Raw genomic sequence first — 19,530 nt, 5'->3', positions numbered from 1 at the left:
AGAATAATCAATTCTTTTCTCCACTATTTGGGGGTTTTCCAAAGCATATCATACCAAACTTCACCTGCATAGGTAGATTGGGATACACCCTCATTGATAAAACCATGTTTTTCGTAGTAAGCTACCAAATAATCATGACAAGTTAAGTTGATCCCCAAACGCTGGTCGCGAACAGCAATATCCTTCATTGCATTCAACAAACTTCGACCTAACCCCATATTTTGAGCATTTTTAGCAATAGATAAACTGGTCAACGAAATATAATGGTCTGTCAAATGGCTATAATCTTCTACCTCAGAAGTAAAGGATTGGTCTACTAAATGGCGCTCAGGACGAACAGGTCCTTCAAGGTAGCCTAAAATCTGACCGTCTCGTTCAGCGACTAAGAAACTAGTTGTTAGTTTTTGGATATGGGCTTCCAAAATCTCTCGACTCAGAGCTTCTTCTGGTCCAAAGTTTTCCCATTCAATAGTCGTAATAGCATCCAAATCTGCTAAATTTGCCTGTCTAATCTTCATTTTTCCTCCTTAAAATATGGATTATCCCAAACAAGTTCATATAAAATAGCATGGCTATCTCCCCTTTCAGAAATTCCTTCATTTATGAAAGCATTCATTTCGTAGTAAGAAATCAACTCATCCGAACAAACCAACTGAAGACCTTTTTGATTTTGTGCAACAGCCATTTCTTTGCAAGCAGCTAAAAGCAAAGTTCCCAGTCCCTGCTCTTTAAAATCTGGATGAATGGATAAGCGCTGAATCGTCATAAAATCAGAATCTTGCTGCTGTTTTGACGAATTATCTATCATTTCATTTGTCAAATGACGTGAAAAAACGGCTGACCCTACAATGTAGCCAGCTATTTTCTCATTTAATTCTGCTATTAAAAAGTTCGTTTGACCCTGTTCAATCCATTTTTGGAGCGTTTCTGCACCAGCTGCTTCTGTGGAGAAATTCGCCTCCTCAATCGCAACGATTGTCTCCCAATCTTCCGAAGCAGCTTCTCGAAGGGTGACTTGTGGTATTAGATTACTGGACATTGCTTGTCAAATTAGATAGCAAACGTTCAAAAGAATATTCATAAGTCTGAATATCCCCAGCTCCCATGAAAACATAAACAGCATTTGGGTGTTCTAACAATGGCGAAACATTGTCAACAGTAATAATTTCTGCCTTTTTGATAATTTTTTCAGCCAAATCTTCTACTTTGACATCTCCGTGATCCACCTCACGCGCAGAACCATAGATTTGCGCCAAATAAACAGCATCGGCTTGGTTCAAGGCTTCGGCAAATTCGTCCAAAAGTGCAATGGTTCTGGTAAAAGTATGTGGTTGGAAAATCGCAACAATTTCTTTACTTGGATATTTCTGGCGAGCTGCATCTAAAGTTGCAATGATTTCAGTTGGATGATGCGCAAAATCATCAATAATTGTCGTTCCATTGACCATTTTTTCAGTGAAGCGACGTTTCACACCACCAAAAGTGACTAAATGCTCCCGAACTAAATTCAAATCAAATCCAGCGGTGTATAACAAACCAATGACTGCTGTTGCATTCATAATATTATGACGACCAAAGCTAGGAATCTTAAATTCTCCTAATTCTTCGCCATGGAAAGAGACTTTAAAGCTAGAGCCTGTCGTAGAACGGAGTAAGTCATGAGCGATAAAGTCATTGCCTTCCTTAAAGCCATAGTAATAAATAGGAGCGTTAGCTGTGACCCGGCGCAATTCTTTGTCTTCACCGTAAACAAATAACCCTTTGCTAACCTGCTTAGCATAATCATTAAAAGCATTGAAAACATCTTCTAAGCTGGTGAAATAATCTGGGTGATCGAAGTCAATATTCGTGATAATTGAATATTCAGGATGATAAGGCATGAAATGACGCTCATATTCATCTGCTTCAAATGCAAAGTATTTCGCATTTGCAGAGCCGCGCCCCGTCCCGTCACCAATCAGGTAACTGGTATCCGTAATGTTTGACAAAACGTGTGCCAACATACCCGTCGTTGATGTCTTTCCATGTGCCCCTGCCACTCCCATGCTGACAAAATCACGCATGAAAGTTCCCAGAAATTCATGGTAGCGCTTATAAGCAATTCCATTTGCATCAGCATAGGCAATTTCAATATTATTATCCGGACGAAAAGCATTTCCCGCAATGACTTCTACATCTGCTTGAAGATTTTTTTCGTCAAAAGGCAGGATTTTAATCCCTGCTTGTTCTAAGCCACGTTGTGTAAAATAATATTTCTCCACATCGCTTCCCTGAACGTGATGTCCCATTTGATGCAGCATCAATGCTAAAGCACTCATTCCAGAGCCTTTAATCCCGATAAAATGATAGGTTTTTGTCATAATTTCTCCTTAAATGCTAAGAGCGTTAAATTTAGTGAAACCAAGTTCACACAAAAATAATTACTCTTGTCAACGTTCGATTATTTTTCTTCCAGCCGTGTTAAATTTAGCTCTTGTGCTATCCGGCGCTCTCTTTGGCTTTGCAATTCTTTTTTATTGTAAATTTGACTTGTCTTTAAAAAGTCATAATTATTTTTAGCTTTTTTGGGCAATTCATTTGGCTGATGTACAGAAGGCTCCGTCTTGATATCTGCTAAAATATATTGCTCCTGTTTCAAATTCCGACTGTATTTTGCCAGTTCACTACCATTTTCCTTTTGGAAAAATGCTGTTGGTTGATGTGAAATAGCTGTGTTACCATTCGTAACGGCAGGATAGGAGCGCTTTTTAGCAGTAAAATCGGATGTCAAATAAGCTGCTGAGCGTTTCTTTTTCAAATCTGCTCTGGCTTCTTCTCTAGCCAATTCTGCATAACTTTTTGGGGCAGGTTTTGCGACTTCAGCAGACGGAATAGCTGAAGTTGCTTGGTATGCTTTTCCTTTCCCTCCTTTTACTTGACTGTCTGCAATTTTCTTTACAATTGGTTCCCATTCTAAATAATTTTTATCGACATAGTCACCATTAATATTGCTGATAAGATCGCTTTCATCATAAAGGTTCATACGCGGCATTTCTGATAGCATGACTTCATCGTCAGAAATCAATGGAAAAGATTTTTCTTTCATTAGCACATTCCTTTCAACACTTCATTATAAACTATTGATGCTATTTTTCAAGTGTTTCTGGAGAAATTCCTAGAATTTCTCGTATTTCAGCAACGGTTAGGCTGCTGCGCGACTCCGTTCCGTCTAGGATAGTTGACACGAGATGGCGCTTGCTTTCTTGCAACTCTTGAATTTTTTCTTCAATCGTGCCTCGCGTAATCAGGCGGTAGACTTCTACATTTCTTTCTTGTCCCATACGGTGAGCTCGACCAATCGCCTGAGACTCTACTGCTGGATTCCACCAAAGGTCAACTAGAATAACGGTATCTGCACCTGTTAGATTCAAACCAACACCTCCAGCTTTTAAAGAGATTAAAAAGGCGTCCCCTTCTCCATCATTAAAAGCATTTGTCATTTCTTGTCGATCTTTTGCTGGTGTAGAACCTGTAATTTTAAACGTCTCCATTTTCATCTTTTTCAATTCTTTTTCGATAATGTCTAGCATTCCTCGGAATTGAGAAAAGATTAACACACGGTGGCTTCCTGTCTGAATCTGCTCTAATAGTTCTAGTAGGCTTTCTAGTTTGCCACTCTCTCCATGATAGTCCTCCATAAAGAGCGCTGGCGTATCACAGATTTGTCGTAAACGCATCAAGCCAGATAAGATTTCCATTTTGCTGCGATTGAGTTCTTCCTCTGTAGAAGCAAGCACGCGCTCCTGCATTTGTTTTAGCTGCGCTAGGTAGATAGCCTTTTGACTATCTGCTAACTCATTGCGATAAGACACTTCGATAAGATCTGGCAATTCTTGCAAGACATCTTCTTTCTTTCGCCGCATGACAAATGGTTTGATAAAACGAGCGACAGTTTCTGCAGGCAGTTTCAAAAAGTTCTTTTTGCTAGGTAATAATCCTGGTAAAACAATTTGAAAAATAGACCATAATTCGCCGAGGTTATTTTCAATCGGCGTTCCAGAAAGAGCAAAGGTATTTTTGACCTCAAAATTTCGTAAATGATGAGCAATCTTGGTCTGTGCATTTTTCATGACCTGCGCTTCATCTAAAAAGAGATAATCGAAGTTCAATTGACTATATTCTTCAACATCTTGACGGAAAGAAGCATAGCTTGTAATCATCACCTGATGACCTTCTGCAATCAAGTTATCTCTGACTGGCTTTAGTCCATAAATGACCGCTACATCCATTTCTGGCGCAAATTTTGCAAACTCATCCAGCCAATTGTAAATCAAACTAGATGGAGCCAAAATCAAAACATTGGTCTCTTTTTTTAGCTGACTACTTAAAAAAGCAATGGTTTGAAGGGTTTTTCCCAACCCCATATCATCTGCTAAAATACCACCAAATCCGTAACGATGAAGCATAGACATCCATTTGACACCCGTTTCTTGGTAATCACGCAAAGTTGCTTCCACTTTTAACGCCGGTAGTGCAAACTCCTCTGGATGCGTCAAATCAAAGGCTAAATGGCGGAACTCCTCTGAAAAGCTAACTTTTTCTTGGCTTTTAAACAATTCAGATAGCTGATAAGCAGCAATCTTCTGCGTTTGGAAAATGCCGTCTTTTCCTTTTTTAGCTCGTAAATCCTGTAAGGTTTTGCTGACTCTTTTTGTTTCTTCGTCAAAAACGAGCACCTTGCCAGAGCGACTAATGAAATAATCATTAGCCGAAAAAAGAGCTTCTAACGCATCGTCCACTTCTGTCTGGTCAATACTTGTAAAGTCAAACCCGATATCCAACAAGCCACCATTTGTCTGAACAGAAACTGCTGGTCTTTCCACTTGGTACAAGGCTGTCAGGTTTTCTGCCACAGATACCCTTCCCAAGTGTCTAAAATGAGGCAGAGCCACTGTGAAAAAGGAGTAGATTTCTTGTGGTTGCAATGGCGGACGGGTGCTTGTGAAATCTGCTTCAAAACCAGCAGACAGAGCTTGTTGAAAAACCTTTTGTTCTAACTGGAAATCGCTGGCAAATGGCAATTCTTCCAACTCAAGACGAGTATCCACAACGCAATTTCCATAGTCAAACTGGATTTTGAGACGAATTTCCTGAGTATCCAATAACCCGAAATCAAACAGCGGAGTAAACGTATGAATCACCAAACTTTCTGGTGCTTGAATAGCACCAACTTTACCAAATTCTAATAGTCCTGAAGCCAGTTTGGCTTGATCGCTTGTATCAAATTGAAGGCGTTTTTTGCGATCGGTATCCACAGGTAATTCTCGAATCACCTGAATCATCCGCTTTTGTTGCTCCGTCAGTTGATAAAAATGATCTCCATAAAAAATAAAGTCACCACCGTATAAGATTTTATAATTTTGCTCTGTAATGATGAGCTCAAAATAATCTGAATTTTCCTCTACTGTAAAATCATAGATGCCTACTTCAGCATGCAAATCTTGAAAAAAGATTTTGTCATAGTCATAAAGACTGTATTCTAAGCGGAAATGCGGCAAATTCATAAGCCGATTCACGCCTTCTTCAAACAGACTAGACGGAAAATAAAGATGTCTAGCTGCATTTGGAAAGATAAAAGAAGCATCTTGATCTTGCTGATAAGAAACAAGTCCTCGTAAAAACTGGATCACCTCTTGACTAGCTTCATCAAAAGCAGCCAATTGCATTTTTTCATAATAGTGCTTGCCGATTTGATAATAATCGCCTTTTTCAACAATCTTTAAAAAAGCACGAATATCCCGGATAACATAGGAGCGCTCATCTGGTAAACGACTGATGCGCAAGGTCCACAAAAATTGTCCTGTATAATCATCTTCTTGCCCGACCGCAGACAGTTCATAGCGGACGGCTACTTCTTCTGTCTGGAGGATTTTATCCAAGAAGAGACTGCCAAAAGAAACCTTCGTTTGAGTTTCTTCTGAAGTTGTTTGCTCCTCTTCAAGATTAGTCAAAACGACTTTTCCTTCAGGGTCATTTTTAAGAAAATATTCTAAACCTGCTAGATGAGCACAGTATTTCTTTTTTTGAAAAAAATCACAGGCACAAAAAATGGCTTCGTCGTCCAAGCTATATCGCAGATTGTGATTTTCAACTCGGCTGTAAATCATCTGATCTTTCACTTTAAGAATTTCAATTTTCCCTGCTTCGTAAAGAGCAATTCCTTCCGTCCGAATCTTCCCAGGAATCAATTTTGCCATAAGTACCACCTTTATTTTATCTATTCATTATACCATATTTTCAGCATAAAGAAAAAAAGCAAGGTTCTCCTCGCTTTCTTTTAGAAAATGTCCTCGTTGAGCTTTTTATAGTGCTTAGTGCGTGCAATCAACACTTTCATAAAACCGACTAGCAATATTGTATTTCCTATTACTAAGAATACTAAAAGGAGCCAAATTCCCAGTAAAAGTATAGAGAATTTTGTTATCATAAGCCAAATGACTCCCAATGTTATAGCAGCCAAGAAAAGATGTGCAATTCCTACAACTATCAGACTAAAAAGTGATAACCAATAGCGAAAACCAAACGGTTTGTACTTTCTATCATCATAATGAATATTCACATAAGCTGCACTTGCAATTCCAATGAGCACCACTTTAGCAATATTTATCCAATTCATATTTCTTTCTCACATAAGTACATTAGATTATCTTGTACTGTACCACTTCTACTATTTTTATGTTCAGCCTTATTTAGCTAGCTCCGCCCTACTTCCGCTTTCTGGCAATGAGATGAATTGGTGTCCCTTCAAATACGAAAGCCTTGCGGATTTGATTTTCTAGGAAACGCATATAAGAAAAGTGCATGAGCTCTTCTTCATTGACGAAAATAACAAAGGTTGGCGGTTTGGTCGCAACTTGTGTCGCATAGAAGATTTTCAGCCGTTTGCCTTTGTCGGTCGGTGTTGGATTAATCGCAATGGCATCCATGATGACATCATTGAGTACTGCAGACGGTATGCGGGTATTTTGGCTTTGACTAATTCTCTTAATCATGTCTGGTAATTGATGCAAACGTTGCTTAGTCAGAGCTGATACAAAGACAATCGGTGCATAAGAGAGATACTGAAATTGGTCGCGAATATCGGCTTCCCAATTTTGCATGGTCTTGTTATCCTTTTCCAGCGTATCCCACTTGTTAACAACGATAATAATTCCTTTACCTGCTTCATGAGCAAAACCAGCAATCCGCTTATCATACTCGCGAATCCCCTCTTCAGCATTGAGCACCATGAGTACTACATCGGAACGGTCAATGGCTCGCATAGCTCGCATAACAGAATACTTCTCTGTATTTTCATAGACCTTGCCTGACTTGCGCATACCTGCTGTATCAATCATGGTAAATTCTTGTCCCTCATTGTCCGTAAAGACCGTATCAATCGCATCACGAGTAGTACCAGCCACAGGACTAGCAATCACACGGTCTTCTCCCAGAATCGCATTGATTAGGCTAGACTTGCCGACATTGGGACGACCAATAAGGCTGAATTTAATCATGTCTGGATTTTCAACGGCTTCTTCATTAGGGAGATTTTCAACAATGGCATCTAAAATATCCCCCGTGCCAATCCCATGAACGGAAGAAACAGGATAAGGGTCACCCAAGCCAAGAGCATAAAAATCAAAAATTTCACTACGCATCTCTGGGTTATCTACTTTATTAACCGCTAGAATAATCGGCTTGTGGGTCTTGTAGAGCATACGAGCCACGTATTCATCCGCATCTGTAATACCTTCTTTTCCAGACACCACAAAAACGATGACATCAGCCTCATCCATGGCAATCTCTGCTTGGTGCTTGATTTGCTCCATAAAAGGTGCATCTACGTCATCAATCCCGCCTGTATCAATCATGCTAAACTTGCGATTCAGCCACTCAGCCGTTGCATAAATACGGTCTCTAGTTACTCCTTCAACATCCTCAACAATCGAAATCCGCTCCCCAGCAATCCGATTAAAAAATGTTGATTTGCCGACATTAGGACGGCCGACAATGGCAATGGTTGGTAAAGCCATAGTGTTCCTCTTTCTATTCCAAGAAGCTGGGACAAAATGCTCAGCTTCACTTGTTTATGTAGTTATAATTACAGGACGCAGCGGTTTGGAGAAACTCTGTTGACTTTAGTCAATTTAGAATTTCCCATGCACAATTGATTAGCACCTTAGTGCCAATCAATCACTGCTAAGTGGGGGCTAATGTGCTGATAAATCAGCTTTTACAACTCTTTTGACGTCAAGTTTCACTTGACTATTTCCAACTTCGAAAGATTCCCCAAACCTTTCGAGCTGTGCGGGGTGAACCAACAAAATCGAATTGCTTCGAAATGACTGTTTTTGGTCTCGCTTCCTTTACTTTATAATAATTTCTTGTCTTGTAATAGATTCTGGCTAGCAGGATTGGGCTTTTGAGCAAATTGATTCGTCAACCGCTCGCTCCATGTATCAGTTGCTCGATCTCCAGCATAGTCTGCCTGAATCTGATCATAAGCCTGAATAACAGACGCATCCTGCTCTTGATAATCTTCCTCAAAAACAACTGCTTCATATGGTAAGCGTGGTTTCACAACATGGTGCTGAGCTGGCTTTCCCAAAGCCATTCCAAAAATAGGATATGTATAATCTGGTAAATTAAACAGCTCTGCTATTTCCTTAGAAGCATAGCGAATCAAGCCAATGATGACCCCGCCATATCCCAGACTTTCAGCCGCCAAAAGAATATTCTGCGCGACCAAACTAGCGTCAACAGAACTAATCAGAAGATTCTCCATTCCTTGTGGGTAAAAGGCATTTGTGTGAAGTCGCACACCTTTCTCAGCTCGATTGAGGTCTCCGATAAAAAGAAGAAAAACAGACGACTGACGAATAGCCTCCTGAGTCACCAAATCAAACAAGGCTGCTTTCTTTTCCTGACTACGAACAACAATAATCGAATAAGACTGGAAATTCTTCCAGCTGGATGCTGCTCGACCAGCATCAATAATCGACTTCAAATCTTCATCTGAAATCTGCTCCTCTGTAAAACGACGAACGGAAGTATGTTTTTTCATCAAATCAATCGTTTCATTCATCGGCGATTTTCTCCTTCCAGACGAACTTCCTCTGCTAAAAATTTTATTCTTTCCATGACCCGACGAGCCTGCCAGGTTTCATCTCCGTTTTTGGATGTCGCAAAATGGCGTTCCAAATCCGCAAAATTAAAATTTGATGTAAAGAAAGTTGGCAAATTTTCCTGCATCCGATGCTGCAAAATAACCTGCAAAATCTCATCTCGCATCCAAGGACTTGATTGCTCCGCACCAATATCATCCAAAATCAAGACTTGTGCTACTTTTACTTCATCAATCCTTTCCTTCACCAAACCGGAAGAAATGGCATTCTTTACATCCAAAACAAAACTAGGATAATGAAGCAAGGTCGTAGAAACATTACGTTTTTCCGACAAATCATGTGCCAAGGCCGCCATCATGTAACTTTTCCCTACGCCAAAATCACCATAAAGGTAAATCGCTTTTTTGTAGTTTGGATAATCTGCCACAAAATTCGTCAGCAACTCAAAAGCCTTGTAACGACCAACATCGTCCAAATCCACTTTTGCCAAACTAGCTTCCTTGAGACTAGCAGGAAGACTAATCAAGTTTAAACGTGCATTGATAGTTGCCTGTTTCTGCGCTTCAACTAATTCTGGAGTTTCTTCATAAGAAACATCCGCATAACCCTCATTTTTCACCAAGATTGGCTTATAGCCCTTAGCAATATACGCTTCATCTCCCAGTAAGAATCGATTGCGTTCAGAAATATACTGATTAAACTTAGAAATGCTCCGTTTGATTTCAGCTGGTGTCAACCTTTCTGACTGGATAAAAGCCGCCACATCTGGATCGGCTACGATTTGCTTCACCAACTCTTCATAGTTAAATTGACGAACTTGTTTCCTATGCGCCATCGTTTGTCCAACACTCTCCATCTAGTCACCTCCTTGGTCTAATTTCGCTAAAAGTTTTCTCTTTTGCTCCTCTAGCTCAGCCTGCTTTTCAGCACTTGTTTCATTCTTATAGTCAGGATTGCTCCAATCGGGAACATTGCTCTTTGAAGTAGCCGTTTGATTTGCTTTTTTGCTTGGTTGTTGATTTCGCTCACGAATTCGCAAAACTGCCTCTTCTGCTGATGTCACTTCTTGATATGAAAAATCATTTGCTGCTTTCAAAGCGTATTTTTCATTGAGATTAGCCGAATCCACTTTGTTAAAAGTCAACAGCAAAATCACATTAATCACTTCATCTAACAGTCCCAAATTTGCCAATTCTTGCAAACACTGACGTTCTCCTCGTGTGATTGTCGCATGCTTAGTTTTTTTGATTTCTGCTAAAAACTGCATGGCTGACTTACTCTTAGCCTCTCGAATAATCGTTTGTTCAGCGTTAGAAAATCCGCTTGCAGCAGGCTTTTGATTTAATTTTTGCTTCATTCGCTTGGTTGAAATCACATGACCGACAGCCGTCTCCTTAGCCAACAAGTAGGTCTCATACCAAGTCCAATTTTGTTGCTCTGAAATAGCAAAAAGTACCAGCAAATCTTCTTTTTCGTTTTCAAAACGCAAGTTTTCTCGCGCCATCAATTGTTTAAAGTAATCCAAGTCAAAATGATTCTGTTTTGATTGCGTCTCTGACTTTGCATCTTCCACTTGAAAAATCTCTGACAGCTTCACATCTTTCTTCTCACCATTTGGGTGACTAGGTAACAAAGCCTCTACCGCAGCTTCACCAATCTTCTTTTCTAGCAGGCGCTTATAAACAGGATTGCTTAAAAATTCACCAGACGACAATGTGGACTGCAAATAGACCTGAAAATGATTCTCCCTATGATAAAGCTCTACTAACTGCATAGCAGACAACATTTCTAAACTTTTTTGCAAGGCATTCATCCCCAGATTAAGATGATTCAAAATGTGCCCAAAGGTGTAAGATGATTTCCCGTTGTCCCAAAAAGCAAGAAAATACTGATAGATAGAGGTCGCTTCAAGCCCTAAAATTGGTAAATACAGACGAATCAAATTGGTGCTGTCCTGGCTAATCTGATTATTCTTCACAAAAGAAAATTGATCATTCGGTTTCATCTATTGTTCCTTTTTCTTTTTCGCTGTTTTTGTAATCTGTTTCAAGAGATTTTCCAGCTCGCTCACATCTTTAAAGCTACGATAAACACTAGCAAAACGAACATAAGTAATTTCATCTAAATCCGCCAACTCTTCCATAACCAAACCACCGATATACTCGCTTGCAATCTCATTTTCATTACTACTGCGCACTTTTTGCTCAATTCTGTTGACAATTTCCTCAATCTCATCACTAGAAACAGGACGTTTTTGCGCCGAACGAATGATTCCATTAAAGATCTTGTCTCTTGAAAATTGTTCCCGCGTGCCATCTTTTTTAACGACAACGAGTGTCCGTTCTTCTACACGTTCATAAGTCGTAAAGCGATACTGACATTCATCACACTCACGACGACGACGGATTGTGTTGCCATCTTCAGCCTGCCGACTGTCAATAACACTTGATTTACTACCACCACACTTAGGACAACGCATCTGCTTCCCTCCTGAATTCTTAATACTTCATTATACCATGTTTTAACAAATAACAAAAGATAGGACCTTCCTCACGAAAACATATAATAATCCGTTATCCAATTTACTTCTTGCAGGAAATTTTATACAATGAATTGTAAGCGCTATCATAACAAGGAAAATTATGATAAAAAGATTTTTTCTGTTGCCTTTTTTAAAGACAAAAAGAATATCGCTATTCTAACGCTAGTCGTTCTTTTATTGGGATCGTTTTCTGCCATGGGAAACCAGTAGAAAGACGAGAAAGAATATAAGGTACAGATTCAAAAATTAACAAACAGCAATGAAAAAGCCGCGAAAGACTACAAAACATTAAAAAATGAGTTTGACTCCTACAAAAAAGAAAACGAGCAATATATTGCTCTAGGTAAAAAAGAGGAACAGACAAAGAAAGAGAAAGCCGCAGAGGAAAAGAAGAAAAAGGAAGCGGAAAAAGCTAAGCAAGAAAAAGAGACTGCAGAAAAAGCAGCAAAAGAACAAGAAATAGCTAGACAAGCAGAAGAAAAACGAAAACAAGAAGAAGCAGCTGCCGCTCAAGCGCAGCAACAACAAGAGGCTGCTACAGCACAAGAAGCTCAACAGCAGGAACGAACCGTTTATGTAGCTCGTAACGGAACTGCTGATGTTTATTGGTACAGCTTAGATAATATGCCACGCAATACACGGTTTGACAGAGTAGTCACCATGACCGAGGCCGACGCTATCAATGCTGGAAAACGCCACACCTCTAAAGAATGACAACCAAAAACGGGAAGTTTTATCTTGAACTTCCCGTTTCTGATTGTTAAAATGCAACTTCTGCTTCTAACCCAAAATGGTCACTAACAACAGGTGTTGCTTTGCCCTCAAAAACAACAGCAGATTTTTCAATGTTGAAATCTTTACTTGTAAAGATATAATCAATTTTTAGAGCTTCCTTATTTCCAGCCCAGCCAGCAATATCGCCTTCAACCGTTGCTGTACCAACGACTGTGTCAGCAACAGCATGACTATCTTGCAAAGCAAGTGGACTTCTTAGAATGTGCTGATAGCCTTCATAACCGACAGGATTGTTAAAATCTCCCATCAATACCAAAGGCATGTTGCATTGTAATAATTCTTCTTCTATCTGTGCCCACTCTTCTTGGAAGCCTTTATTCCACCAGGAAAGATGACAGGAAGCCACCGTTACAAGCCGTCCATCAACTTCTGTTTCCGCCAAAAGTACTTTTCTAGTGTGATAATCCGTTGGATCGTTGGCATCTGAAACCAATAACTCCCTTGGTTTCAATGGATTTAAGGATAAAATAGCAACTCCCTCATGAAACCGATCAAAACCAATATGATTATAAGCCCAAGACCAATGATAAATAAGACCTTTCTCTACCAATTTCTCCACAAGACAATGTGCAAAGTGGTCTTTATGAATCGCAATGGCGCCATCTACTGCATGATAAAATGGAGCCTGAACAACCTGTTCAGACTCCATTTCTTGATTGACTTCCTGCAGGCAAATGACATCATATTTTTCTTGAAGAATCCGCTCAGCTAGTTGATCTAGCTTTTTTTTTTGCTCATCTTCCATCCAACTATGAGTATTTAAAGTCAGGAATTTTGCCATGATTTCTCTTTTCTATTTACAATTCTACTTTAGCAACAACCGTTTTCACTGCTACTTTGCCGAATGTTTCAACCGTTACAGATTTAATAGCTTGTGCATTTGTGAAGACAACAACTGTTGAAGTTTCACGACCTGCCGCTTTGATAGCTTCTAAATCAGCTGTCACAAGAAGATCACCTGCTGCAACTTTTTGTCCTTCTGCAACATGTACTTCAAATGGTTTACCTTCAAGACTGACTGTATCAAGTCCGATATGAACAAGCACTTCAAGACCATTATCAGTCAAGAGACCAAGAGCGTGTTTTGTAGGGAAAATGCTTGTAACAGTACCTGCTACTGGTGAGTAGATATTGCCATTTTCAGGTTCAACTGCAAATCCGTCACCCATCATTTTTTGTGAGAAGACAGGATCTTTCACATCAGAGATAGCAATGACTTCACCGTCAGCAACCGTTTCAACTTCTTCTGTTACACCTTTGTAGCTCACTTCCGCAGCTTGTGAAGCTGTCATTTGACTCGGAAGAGTTTCAGGAATCACTTCACCTGAGTCAAGTAAGTCTTGAATATCAGATTTAAGAACATCCGCTTTCGGACCATAAATAGCTTGAACACCTTGGCCTTTCATCACCAAGCCCATTGCTCCTTCAGCTTTCCATTGTTCTTCTGTACCAACTTTTTCAGCATCTTTGACAGTCACACGGAGACGTGTCATACAGGCATCTACATCAACGATATTTGCGCGTCCGCCAAGAAGGTTGATGATATTCACAGCTTGGGATGCTTCTGCTACTTTGCCACCAGCTTGAGCAGATGAATCACTATCTTCTCCATCAGCTGTTTCATAGTTACCATTACGTCCTGGAGTTGCGTAGTTAAATTTCTTAATCATGAAGTTGGCAATAAAGTACATTCCAACTGCAAAGAGAACTGTTACCCAAATAAAGTTCACAATATCCATACCCAAACCAGCGTTGATTGCAAGTGGGGTACGAGTCAAGAATTCAATCGAACCAAATGAGTGAACACGCAAGTGAACAACGTCAGCCATTGCAAAGGCTAACCCTTGCACAACTGCATACACTAAGTAAAGAGGCATTGCAACAAACATGAACATGTATTCAATTGGTTCTGTCACACCTGTCAAGAATGTTGCAAGTGCTGTTGCAGTCATCATCCCTCTGTATTTATGCTTTTTATCTGCATCAACATTACGATAGATAGCAAATACAACACCCATCAAAATACCAAATGAACCAATCATTTGTCCAACTTTAAAACGAGCTGGAGTCACGCTGTTTAACAGATGATGATATTGAGACGCATCTGAACCCTTCAAGTTTACAAGGTCTGTCACCCAAGCTAACCAAAGTGGGTCTTGACCAAATACTTGTGTTCCTTTCGCTGCACCAGTCAATACTTCATAAGTACCACCAATTGAAGTGTAGTTCATTGGAATCGTCAACATGTGGTGCAAACCAAATGGAAGCAAGAGACGTTCTAAAGTACCATACAAGAATGGTGCCAAGAATGGCGCTGTATCTTGTGAGTTGGCAATCCAGATACCAAATGAGTTAATACCTGTTTGAATAACTGGCCAAACAGCTGAAAGAATAATCGCTACAACAGCTGAGCGCCAGATAACGACAAATGGTACAAAACGTTTCCCATTGAAGAATGAGAGTGCATCTGGTAATTTGCGGAAATTATAATATTTGTTGTAAGCTGTTGCTCCCACAAAACCAGCAATAATACCAACGAATACACCCATGTTAAGAGCTGGTGCTTCCAGTACACTTACAAAATAATCAGCCACTTTGATTGAAGTGCCAAACAAAGTACGAACAGTTGCACCATCTTTTGCCAATAAATCTGAAGTCACACCAAACATAACCCCAGTAATACGGTTAATCAAGATAAATGACAAACCAGCTGCAAAAGCACCACCAGCACGTTCTTTTGCCCAGCTACCTCCAATAGCTAATGCAAACAAAATGTGAAGGTTTCCGATAACTCCCCAACCAATTTGCTCAAGAATACCGCCTGTTGTAACAAGAGCAGCTACATTTGGATTGATCATTGGAATGGACTTACCAATACTGATCATCAAACCAGCCGCAGGCATTACTGCGATAACGACCATCAGAGCTTTTCCGAATTTTTGCCAAAATTCGAAACTGAATATGTTTTTGAATGTCTCTTTCATCATTCATATCTCCTTATAAAAATTCCACAAACATTTTACGAAAACGTTTGCATTTATTTGACCCTTTAATTATATCATATATTTTTATTTTGTAAAGCGTTTTTATATAATATTTTAAAAATTTTTCCTATTTCTTGCTTGCAAATTGTAATAGACTAGGGAAATACGCCCATTAGAAAAGTGCAGAAAAACGATATTTCCTGCACCTCAGAGTTATTCTTGCATAGCATAACCAACACCACGCACGGTTTTTATATAACTTTTTTGCCCCGCTATATCAATTTTACTACGAAGATAGCGAATATAAACATCAACAACATTTGTTTCAACAGCTCCTTCATATTTCCACACGCGCTCTAACAGCTGTTCACGGCTTAAAGCTTGATGGCTTCCCATCAATGTTGCTAATAAATCATATTCTCGTCGAGTCAAAGCAATCACTTCTTCACCTCGATAAACTGTATGATTTTGCACATCAATCCGAAGATTCCGATAAGATGTTGGAACTTTCATCTGACTACAATGCTGATCAATAAAATCACGTCCACGAAAAATGGCAGAAATTTTTTCAACTAAGTCCGCCACAATGAATGGTTCTACCATGTAAGCAACAGCAAAGCGTTGGATTTCCTCAGTATATTGAAGAATATTATCACGATTATCCAATACAATGATGACCGAAGCAGGCTTTATCACACTTAATTGTGCAGCAAATGCTGTTCCTGTCATATCGTCAAGCATAAAATTCAACAGGAATAAATCATATTGATTCGCTCGCGCAGACGCTAAAGCATCTTTTCCTGTTTCAAAAAGATCAACTCGATAACCTTCTTTTTGTAGTTCTAAGCCAATAAATTGTGCTAACCTTTTTTCTTTCTCAACTAATAAAATCCGCTTCGCCATAGCCTATCCTATTTTTCATCATACCAAGAATAGTGGTAAATTCCTTCTTTGTCCTTGCGTTCATATGTATGCGCACCAAAGTAATCGCGTTGCGCTTGAATTAAATTGGCTGGCAAGTTTTCTGCACGATAGCTATCAAAGTAAGCAATTGCACTAGAGAACGTTGGTACCGGCACACCTGCTTGAACAGCCAAAGCTACTACATCACGAACAGCTTGTTGGTATTTAGCAGTGACGTCCATAAAGTATTCGTCAAGCAATAAGTTTGCAAGATCTGGATTACGTCCGTATGCATCTGTAATTTTTTGCAAGAAACGAGCACGAATGATACAACCAGCGCGCCAAATAGAAGCAATTTCCCCAAATGGAAGGTTCCAATCATGCTCTTTAGAAGCTACACGCAATTGTGAGAAACCTTGGGCATAAGACATAATTTTTGAGAAGTAGAGGGCTTGACGAATTTTTTCAATCAATTCAGCCTTGTCTCCTTCAAATTTAAATGCAGTTGGTTTTGGAAGAACCTTGCTTGCAGCCACACGTTCATCTTTATAAGCAGAAATATAGCGCGCAAAGACAGACTCTGTAATGAGCGGAAGCGGCACACCAAAGTCAAGAGCTGATTGACTCGTCCATTTACCAGTTCCTTTATTTCCAGCCGCATCCAAAATGTAATCGACAATCGGCCCATCTTGACCTTCATCATCTTTACGAGTCAAAATATCAGCAGTGATTTCAATCAGATAGCTATCCAACTCACCTTTATTCCATTCTGTAAAGATGTCAGCCATTTCTGCTGCTGAAAATCCAAGCAAGTGTTGCATTAAATCATAGCTTTCTGCAATCAATTGCATATCGCCATATTCAATCCCATTGTGAACCATTTTTACATAATGACCTGCACCGTTTGGACCGATGTAAGTCACACATGGTGCACCATCTTCTGGTGCTTTGGCTGAAATTTCTTCCAACACATCTGCTACTAATTCATAGGCTTCTTTTTGCCCACCAGGCATAATAGACGGTCCTTCAAGCGCACCTTTTTCACCACCAGATACTCCTGTCCCGATAAAATTGATTCCTGAATTTGCCAATTCTTCTGAACGACGAATAGTATCTTTATAGAAAGTATTTCCACCGTCAATTAAGATATCTCCCTTATCAAGGAAGGGTAAAAGTGCCTGAATCGTTGCATCAGTTCCTGATCCAGCTTTGACCATGAGCATGATTCGACGTGGTTTTTCGATAGAATTTACAAAACTTTCCACATCATAACTTGGAACAAAGTTTTTATCTGGATGAGAAGCAATCACATCCTCTGTTTTATTCGCTGAACGATTATAAATTGCTACTGTATAGCCACGAGATTCAATATTAAGGGCAAGGTTACGACCCATGACGGCCATACCAACAACACCAAAATTCGCTTTTGTCATTTTGTACTCCTCTTTTTAGTTTGTTTTATTTTATCATTTTTAAGCGTGAAAATAAAGGATTTGTTATTAAAAGCCAATGTTGAAGATGGCTTCACTCCTCATCAAACAGACCTTGCAGGCTAGCAAAAGGACTGTTCTTTTCTTTTTGCTCTTGTTTACTTTGCTGATACTCTTCTTCGGTCATGACCTGCCAATCATTTCCAGAAGGCATGCTATCACTCGCTTTCTCCTCGGCTGTCAGCACTTTAAGAGGGATATGCAATAAAATATTATCTGCCACACTTTCAGTTAGATTGATTTCTTCATTTTCAATCGGCAACACCAAATCATCCGCTATCAAATCCTGATCTACTTTTCCACTATGCGCATCGGCAAAAACTTCATTCACTAAGTAGCTCTCTTTTTGCTCTACCGGCTCCATGCTGCGACTTGACACCAGCGTAATGGTATAAGACAAATCATAATCTAAAAAGTAAAGACCGTCCTCATATTGCACCTTTCCACTTACAAAAATGTCTTGGACATTTAAAATTTCAGGATTGCGCATTTGTAATTCTTGCGTCAAATCAAATCCTTGCTCAAAAGCAAGACCATCTGGATTTTTACGAATTTCTTGAATATATAACATCATTTCCTCATTTGTATTTAAATTTCTAGATTTATTATACCATTTTTGAGATGAGAAATAGGAGAGAAACCATTATTTTGTTATAATAATAACAATCAAAAGGAGGATTGTGATGGATAATTTAGGTCGTATATTTAAATCTTTCCGAGATGCTAGACATATTTCCTTGACAGAAGCAACCGGAGGAGAATTTTCAAAGTCTATGCTGTCACGTTTTGAAAATGGTCGGAGCGAACTTTCTGCTCAAAAATTATTTACAGCTCTTGAAAACATCCACACAGATGTTAAAGAATTTACTCTAGCAGCTCATGGACATCAAAAAAATTCCGAACAACAACTAATTGACACCCTTCAAGAACAGTCTGATAATCTAGATTTTATCGAAGCTTTTTACTTAGAAAAACAAGCTCTATATCAAAAATCCAGAAAAAAAGAAGATATGATTGAAGCTATTATTGTCAAAGGTTTTCTTTGTGCCCTAAAAGATGGAGTTACAGCTTCCACAGAGGAAAGTAACTTTCTTCATAATTATCTCTTTTCTGTGGATATTTGGGGTTTGTATGAACTTAAACTTTTCGCCTTTTGTACAACTATTCTCTCCTCAAAACTTTATACACAATATACAAAAGAAATGGTCAACAGAAAAGATTTTTTAGGCTTATTTGAGAGCAATCGTTATACTATTCATACCATTTTTATAAATGGCTTCTTTCTAGCTATTGAATCAAGACACTTTGCGGAAGCTACTTTCTTCGAAAACTGGATTAAAGCTCATTTTTATAAGGAAAATGAAGCCTATCTACGAATCGTTTTTAAATTTGCTCAAGGAGAGCTCCTATTCCTTCAAGGAAATAAAGAAAACGGATTGAAACAAATGAAGCAAGCTGTCCATATCTTGCAACTATTAGATTGCCAGACTAGTGCCGAATACTATCAAAATGGAATCGAAAAGCTTCTCAAAGAAAATTAACTTTTGTTGAATATGTGCAACGTTTTGCTGACGTTGCCTTTTTTCATTTATACTAAAATATATAAAGTTTGCTTGCAAGTTACTTTTCCATATCGTTCACTTACTTAGGATTTATTCCCACTTGCGAAA

General features: G+C 39.2%; 18 protein-coding genes. 2 read left to right on the top strand and 16 right to left on the bottom strand.

All coding sequences use genetic code 11. From position 1 onward, the window contains the following. Nucleotides 1-23 precede the first annotated feature (23 nt). The 11 genes from ABKA15_RS02490 to nrdR all read right to left on the bottom strand — a co-directional run bounded on the left by ABKA15_RS02490 (nucleotide 24) and on the right by nrdR (nucleotide 11,625). Nucleotides 24-518: a GNAT family N-acetyltransferase gene (locus tag ABKA15_RS02490; protein WP_049513957.1), complete on the bottom strand. Its 495-nt coding sequence runs from the start codon at nucleotides 516-518 to the stop codon at nucleotides 24-26. Continuing rightward, nucleotides 515-1,039: a GNAT family N-acetyltransferase gene (locus ABKA15_RS02485; protein ID WP_186832590.1), complete on the bottom strand. Its 525-nt coding sequence runs from the start codon at nucleotides 1,037-1,039 to the stop codon at nucleotides 515-517. The genes ABKA15_RS02490 and ABKA15_RS02485 overlap by 4 nt, the downstream gene beginning before the upstream one ends. Continuing rightward, nucleotides 1,029-2,360: a UDP-N-acetylmuramate--L-alanine ligase gene (gene murC, locus ABKA15_RS02480; protein WP_049513953.1), complete on the bottom strand. Its 1,332-nt coding sequence runs from the start codon at nucleotides 2,358-2,360 to the stop codon at nucleotides 1,029-1,031. Before murC ends, ABKA15_RS02485 begins: the two co-directional genes overlap by 11 nt. Before the next feature lie 80 nt (nucleotides 2,361-2,440). Beyond that, nucleotides 2,441-3,085, bottom strand: coding sequence for a hypothetical protein (locus ABKA15_RS02475; protein WP_049513952.1), 645 nt, complete (start codon nucleotides 3,083-3,085; stop codon nucleotides 2,441-2,443). A gap of 40 nt (nucleotides 3,086-3,125) precedes the next feature. Further along, a complete protein-coding gene (locus ABKA15_RS02470; protein WP_049513951.1) occupies nucleotides 3,126-6,236 on the bottom strand; it encodes a DEAD/DEAH box helicase in 3,111 nt (1,036 codons plus the stop codon). 80 nt (nucleotides 6,237-6,316) lie between these two features. Then, entirely contained in the window at nucleotides 6,317-6,655 is a 339-nt protein-coding gene (locus ABKA15_RS02465) for a hypothetical protein (protein ID WP_186832589.1), read from the bottom strand. Nucleotides 6,656-6,743: 88 nt separating this feature from the next. Next, nucleotides 6,744-8,054: a ribosome biogenesis GTPase Der gene (gene der / locus ABKA15_RS02460; RefSeq protein WP_049513950.1), complete on the bottom strand. Its 1,311-nt coding sequence runs from the start codon at nucleotides 8,052-8,054 to the stop codon at nucleotides 6,744-6,746. Nucleotides 8,055-8,392: 338 nt separating this feature from the next. Further along, the gene (locus ABKA15_RS02455; RefSeq protein ID WP_049513948.1) at nucleotides 8,393-9,106 is read right to left on the bottom strand and encodes a nitroreductase family protein; all 714 of its coding nucleotides are present in this window, start codon (nucleotides 9,104-9,106) and stop codon (nucleotides 8,393-8,395) included. Next, nucleotides 9,103-10,002 carry a primosomal protein DnaI gene (gene dnaI / locus ABKA15_RS02450; RefSeq protein ID WP_049513947.1) on the bottom strand — a complete coding sequence of 300 codons (900 nt, stop codon included), beginning with the start codon at nucleotides 10,000-10,002 and terminating at the stop codon, nucleotides 9,103-9,105. The genes ABKA15_RS02455 and dnaI overlap by 4 nt, the downstream gene beginning before the upstream one ends. Continuing rightward, the gene (locus tag ABKA15_RS02445) at nucleotides 10,003-11,151 is read right to left on the bottom strand and encodes a DNA helicase (protein ID WP_049513945.1); all 1,149 of its coding nucleotides are present in this window, start codon (nucleotides 11,149-11,151) and stop codon (nucleotides 10,003-10,005) included. Further along, the gene (gene nrdR / locus ABKA15_RS02440) at nucleotides 11,152-11,625 is read right to left on the bottom strand and encodes a transcriptional regulator NrdR (protein ID WP_049513943.1); all 474 of its coding nucleotides are present in this window, start codon (nucleotides 11,623-11,625) and stop codon (nucleotides 11,152-11,154) included. It lies immediately after the preceding gene. 300 nt (nucleotides 11,626-11,925) lie between these two features. Here nrdR and ABKA15_RS02435 point away from each other — a divergent pair, with 300 nt between their 5' ends. Then, nucleotides 11,926-12,402 (top strand): hypothetical protein, encoded by a 477-nt coding sequence (locus ABKA15_RS02435; RefSeq protein ID WP_225620259.1) that lies wholly within the window; start codon nucleotides 11,926-11,928, stop codon nucleotides 12,400-12,402. Nucleotides 12,403-12,448: 46 nt separating this feature from the next. Here the strand turns inward: ABKA15_RS02435 and ABKA15_RS02430 are convergent, their stop codons facing one another. The 5 genes from ABKA15_RS02430 to ABKA15_RS02410 all read right to left on the bottom strand — a co-directional run bounded on the left by ABKA15_RS02430 (nucleotide 12,449) and on the right by ABKA15_RS02410 (nucleotide 18,431). Next, nucleotides 12,449-13,264, bottom strand: a complete 816-nt coding sequence (locus ABKA15_RS02430) for an endonuclease/exonuclease/phosphatase family protein (RefSeq protein ID WP_049513942.1) — start codon at nucleotides 13,262-13,264, stop codon at nucleotides 12,449-12,451. Between the two features lie 16 nt (nucleotides 13,265-13,280). Further along, nucleotides 13,281-15,470, bottom strand: coding sequence for a PTS transporter subunit IIBC (locus ABKA15_RS02425; protein WP_049513940.1), 2,190 nt, complete (start codon nucleotides 15,468-15,470; stop codon nucleotides 13,281-13,283). A gap of 210 nt (nucleotides 15,471-15,680) precedes the next feature. Beyond that, nucleotides 15,681-16,370, bottom strand: a complete 690-nt coding sequence (locus tag ABKA15_RS02420) for a response regulator transcription factor (RefSeq protein WP_049513939.1) — start codon at nucleotides 16,368-16,370, stop codon at nucleotides 15,681-15,683. Nucleotides 16,371-16,378: 8 nt separating this feature from the next. Further along, a complete protein-coding gene (gene gndA, locus ABKA15_RS02415; RefSeq protein WP_049513937.1) occupies nucleotides 16,379-17,803 on the bottom strand; it encodes an NADP-dependent phosphogluconate dehydrogenase in 1,425 nt (474 codons plus the stop codon). 91 nt (nucleotides 17,804-17,894) lie between these two features. Continuing rightward, nucleotides 17,895-18,431: a DUF177 domain-containing protein gene (locus ABKA15_RS02410; RefSeq protein ID WP_049513936.1), complete on the bottom strand. Its 537-nt coding sequence runs from the start codon at nucleotides 18,429-18,431 to the stop codon at nucleotides 17,895-17,897. Between the two features lie 112 nt (nucleotides 18,432-18,543). On the opposite strand from ABKA15_RS02410, the gene ABKA15_RS02405 reads away from it, so the two are divergent. Next, nucleotides 18,544-19,401, top strand: a complete 858-nt coding sequence (locus ABKA15_RS02405; protein ID WP_049513934.1) for an Rgg/GadR/MutR family transcriptional regulator — start codon at nucleotides 18,544-18,546, stop codon at nucleotides 19,399-19,401. Nucleotides 19,402-19,530 lie beyond the last annotated feature (129 nt).

It is taken from the genome of Streptococcus sp. KHUD_010 (assembly GCF_040207525.1).
GTDB lineage: Bacteria > Bacillota > Bacilli > Lactobacillales > Streptococcaceae > Streptococcus > Streptococcus hominis.
The sequence above is the reverse complement of the archived record's forward strand: the minus strand, read 5'-3'. Positions and strand labels throughout refer to the sequence as shown.

What these genes read in the sequence shown, in the direction of transcription:
- ABKA15_RS02490 (WP_049513957.1), bottom strand. Translation starts at nt 518, where the DNA reads ATGAAGATTAGACAGGCAAATTTAGCAGATTTGGATGCTATTACGACT.
- ABKA15_RS02485 (WP_186832590.1), bottom strand. Translation starts at nt 1,039, where the DNA reads ATGTCCAGTAATCTAATACCACAAGTCACCCTTCGAGAAGCTGCTTCG.
- murC (WP_049513953.1), bottom strand. Translation starts at nt 2,360, where the DNA reads ATGACAAAAACCTATCATTTTATCGGGATTAAAGGCTCTGGAATGAGT.
- ABKA15_RS02475 (WP_049513952.1), bottom strand. Translation starts at nt 3,085, where the DNA reads ATGAAAGAAAAATCTTTTCCATTGATTTCTGACGATGAAGTCATGCTA.
- ABKA15_RS02470 (WP_049513951.1), bottom strand. Translation starts at nt 6,236, where the DNA reads ATGGCAAAATTGATTCCTGGGAAGATTCGGACGGAAGGAATTGCTCTT.
- ABKA15_RS02465 (WP_186832589.1), bottom strand. Translation starts at nt 6,655, where the DNA reads ATGAATTGGATAAATATTGCTAAAGTGGTGCTCATTGGAATTGCAAGT.
- der (WP_049513950.1), bottom strand. Translation starts at nt 8,054, where the DNA reads ATGGCTTTACCAACCATTGCCATTGTCGGCCGTCCTAATGTCGGCAAA.
- ABKA15_RS02455 (WP_049513948.1), bottom strand. Translation starts at nt 9,106, where the DNA reads ATGAATGAAACGATTGATTTGATGAAAAAACATACTTCCGTTCGTCGT.
- dnaI (WP_049513947.1), bottom strand. Translation starts at nt 10,002, where the DNA reads ATGGAGAGTGTTGGACAAACGATGGCGCATAGGAAACAAGTTCGTCAA.
- ABKA15_RS02445 (WP_049513945.1), bottom strand. Translation starts at nt 11,151, where the DNA reads ATGAAACCGAATGATCAATTTTCTTTTGTGAAGAATAATCAGATTAGC.
- nrdR (WP_049513943.1), bottom strand. Translation starts at nt 11,625, where the DNA reads ATGCGTTGTCCTAAGTGTGGTGGTAGTAAATCAAGTGTTATTGACAGT.
- ABKA15_RS02430 (WP_049513942.1), bottom strand. Translation starts at nt 13,264, where the DNA reads ATGGCAAAATTCCTGACTTTAAATACTCATAGTTGGATGGAAGATGAG.
- ABKA15_RS02425 (WP_049513940.1), bottom strand. Translation starts at nt 15,470, where the DNA reads ATGATGAAAGAGACATTCAAAAACATATTCAGTTTCGAATTTTGGCAA.
- ABKA15_RS02420 (WP_049513939.1), bottom strand. Translation starts at nt 16,370, where the DNA reads ATGGCGAAGCGGATTTTATTAGTTGAGAAAGAAAAAAGGTTAGCACAA.
- gndA (WP_049513937.1), bottom strand. Translation starts at nt 17,803, where the DNA reads ATGACAAAAGCGAATTTTGGTGTTGTTGGTATGGCCGTCATGGGTCGT.
- ABKA15_RS02410 (WP_049513936.1), bottom strand. Translation starts at nt 18,431, where the DNA reads ATGTTATATATTCAAGAAATTCGTAAAAATCCAGATGGTCTTGCTTTT.
- ABKA15_RS02405 (WP_049513934.1), top strand. Translation starts at nt 18,544, where the DNA reads ATGGATAATTTAGGTCGTATATTTAAATCTTTCCGAGATGCTAGACAT.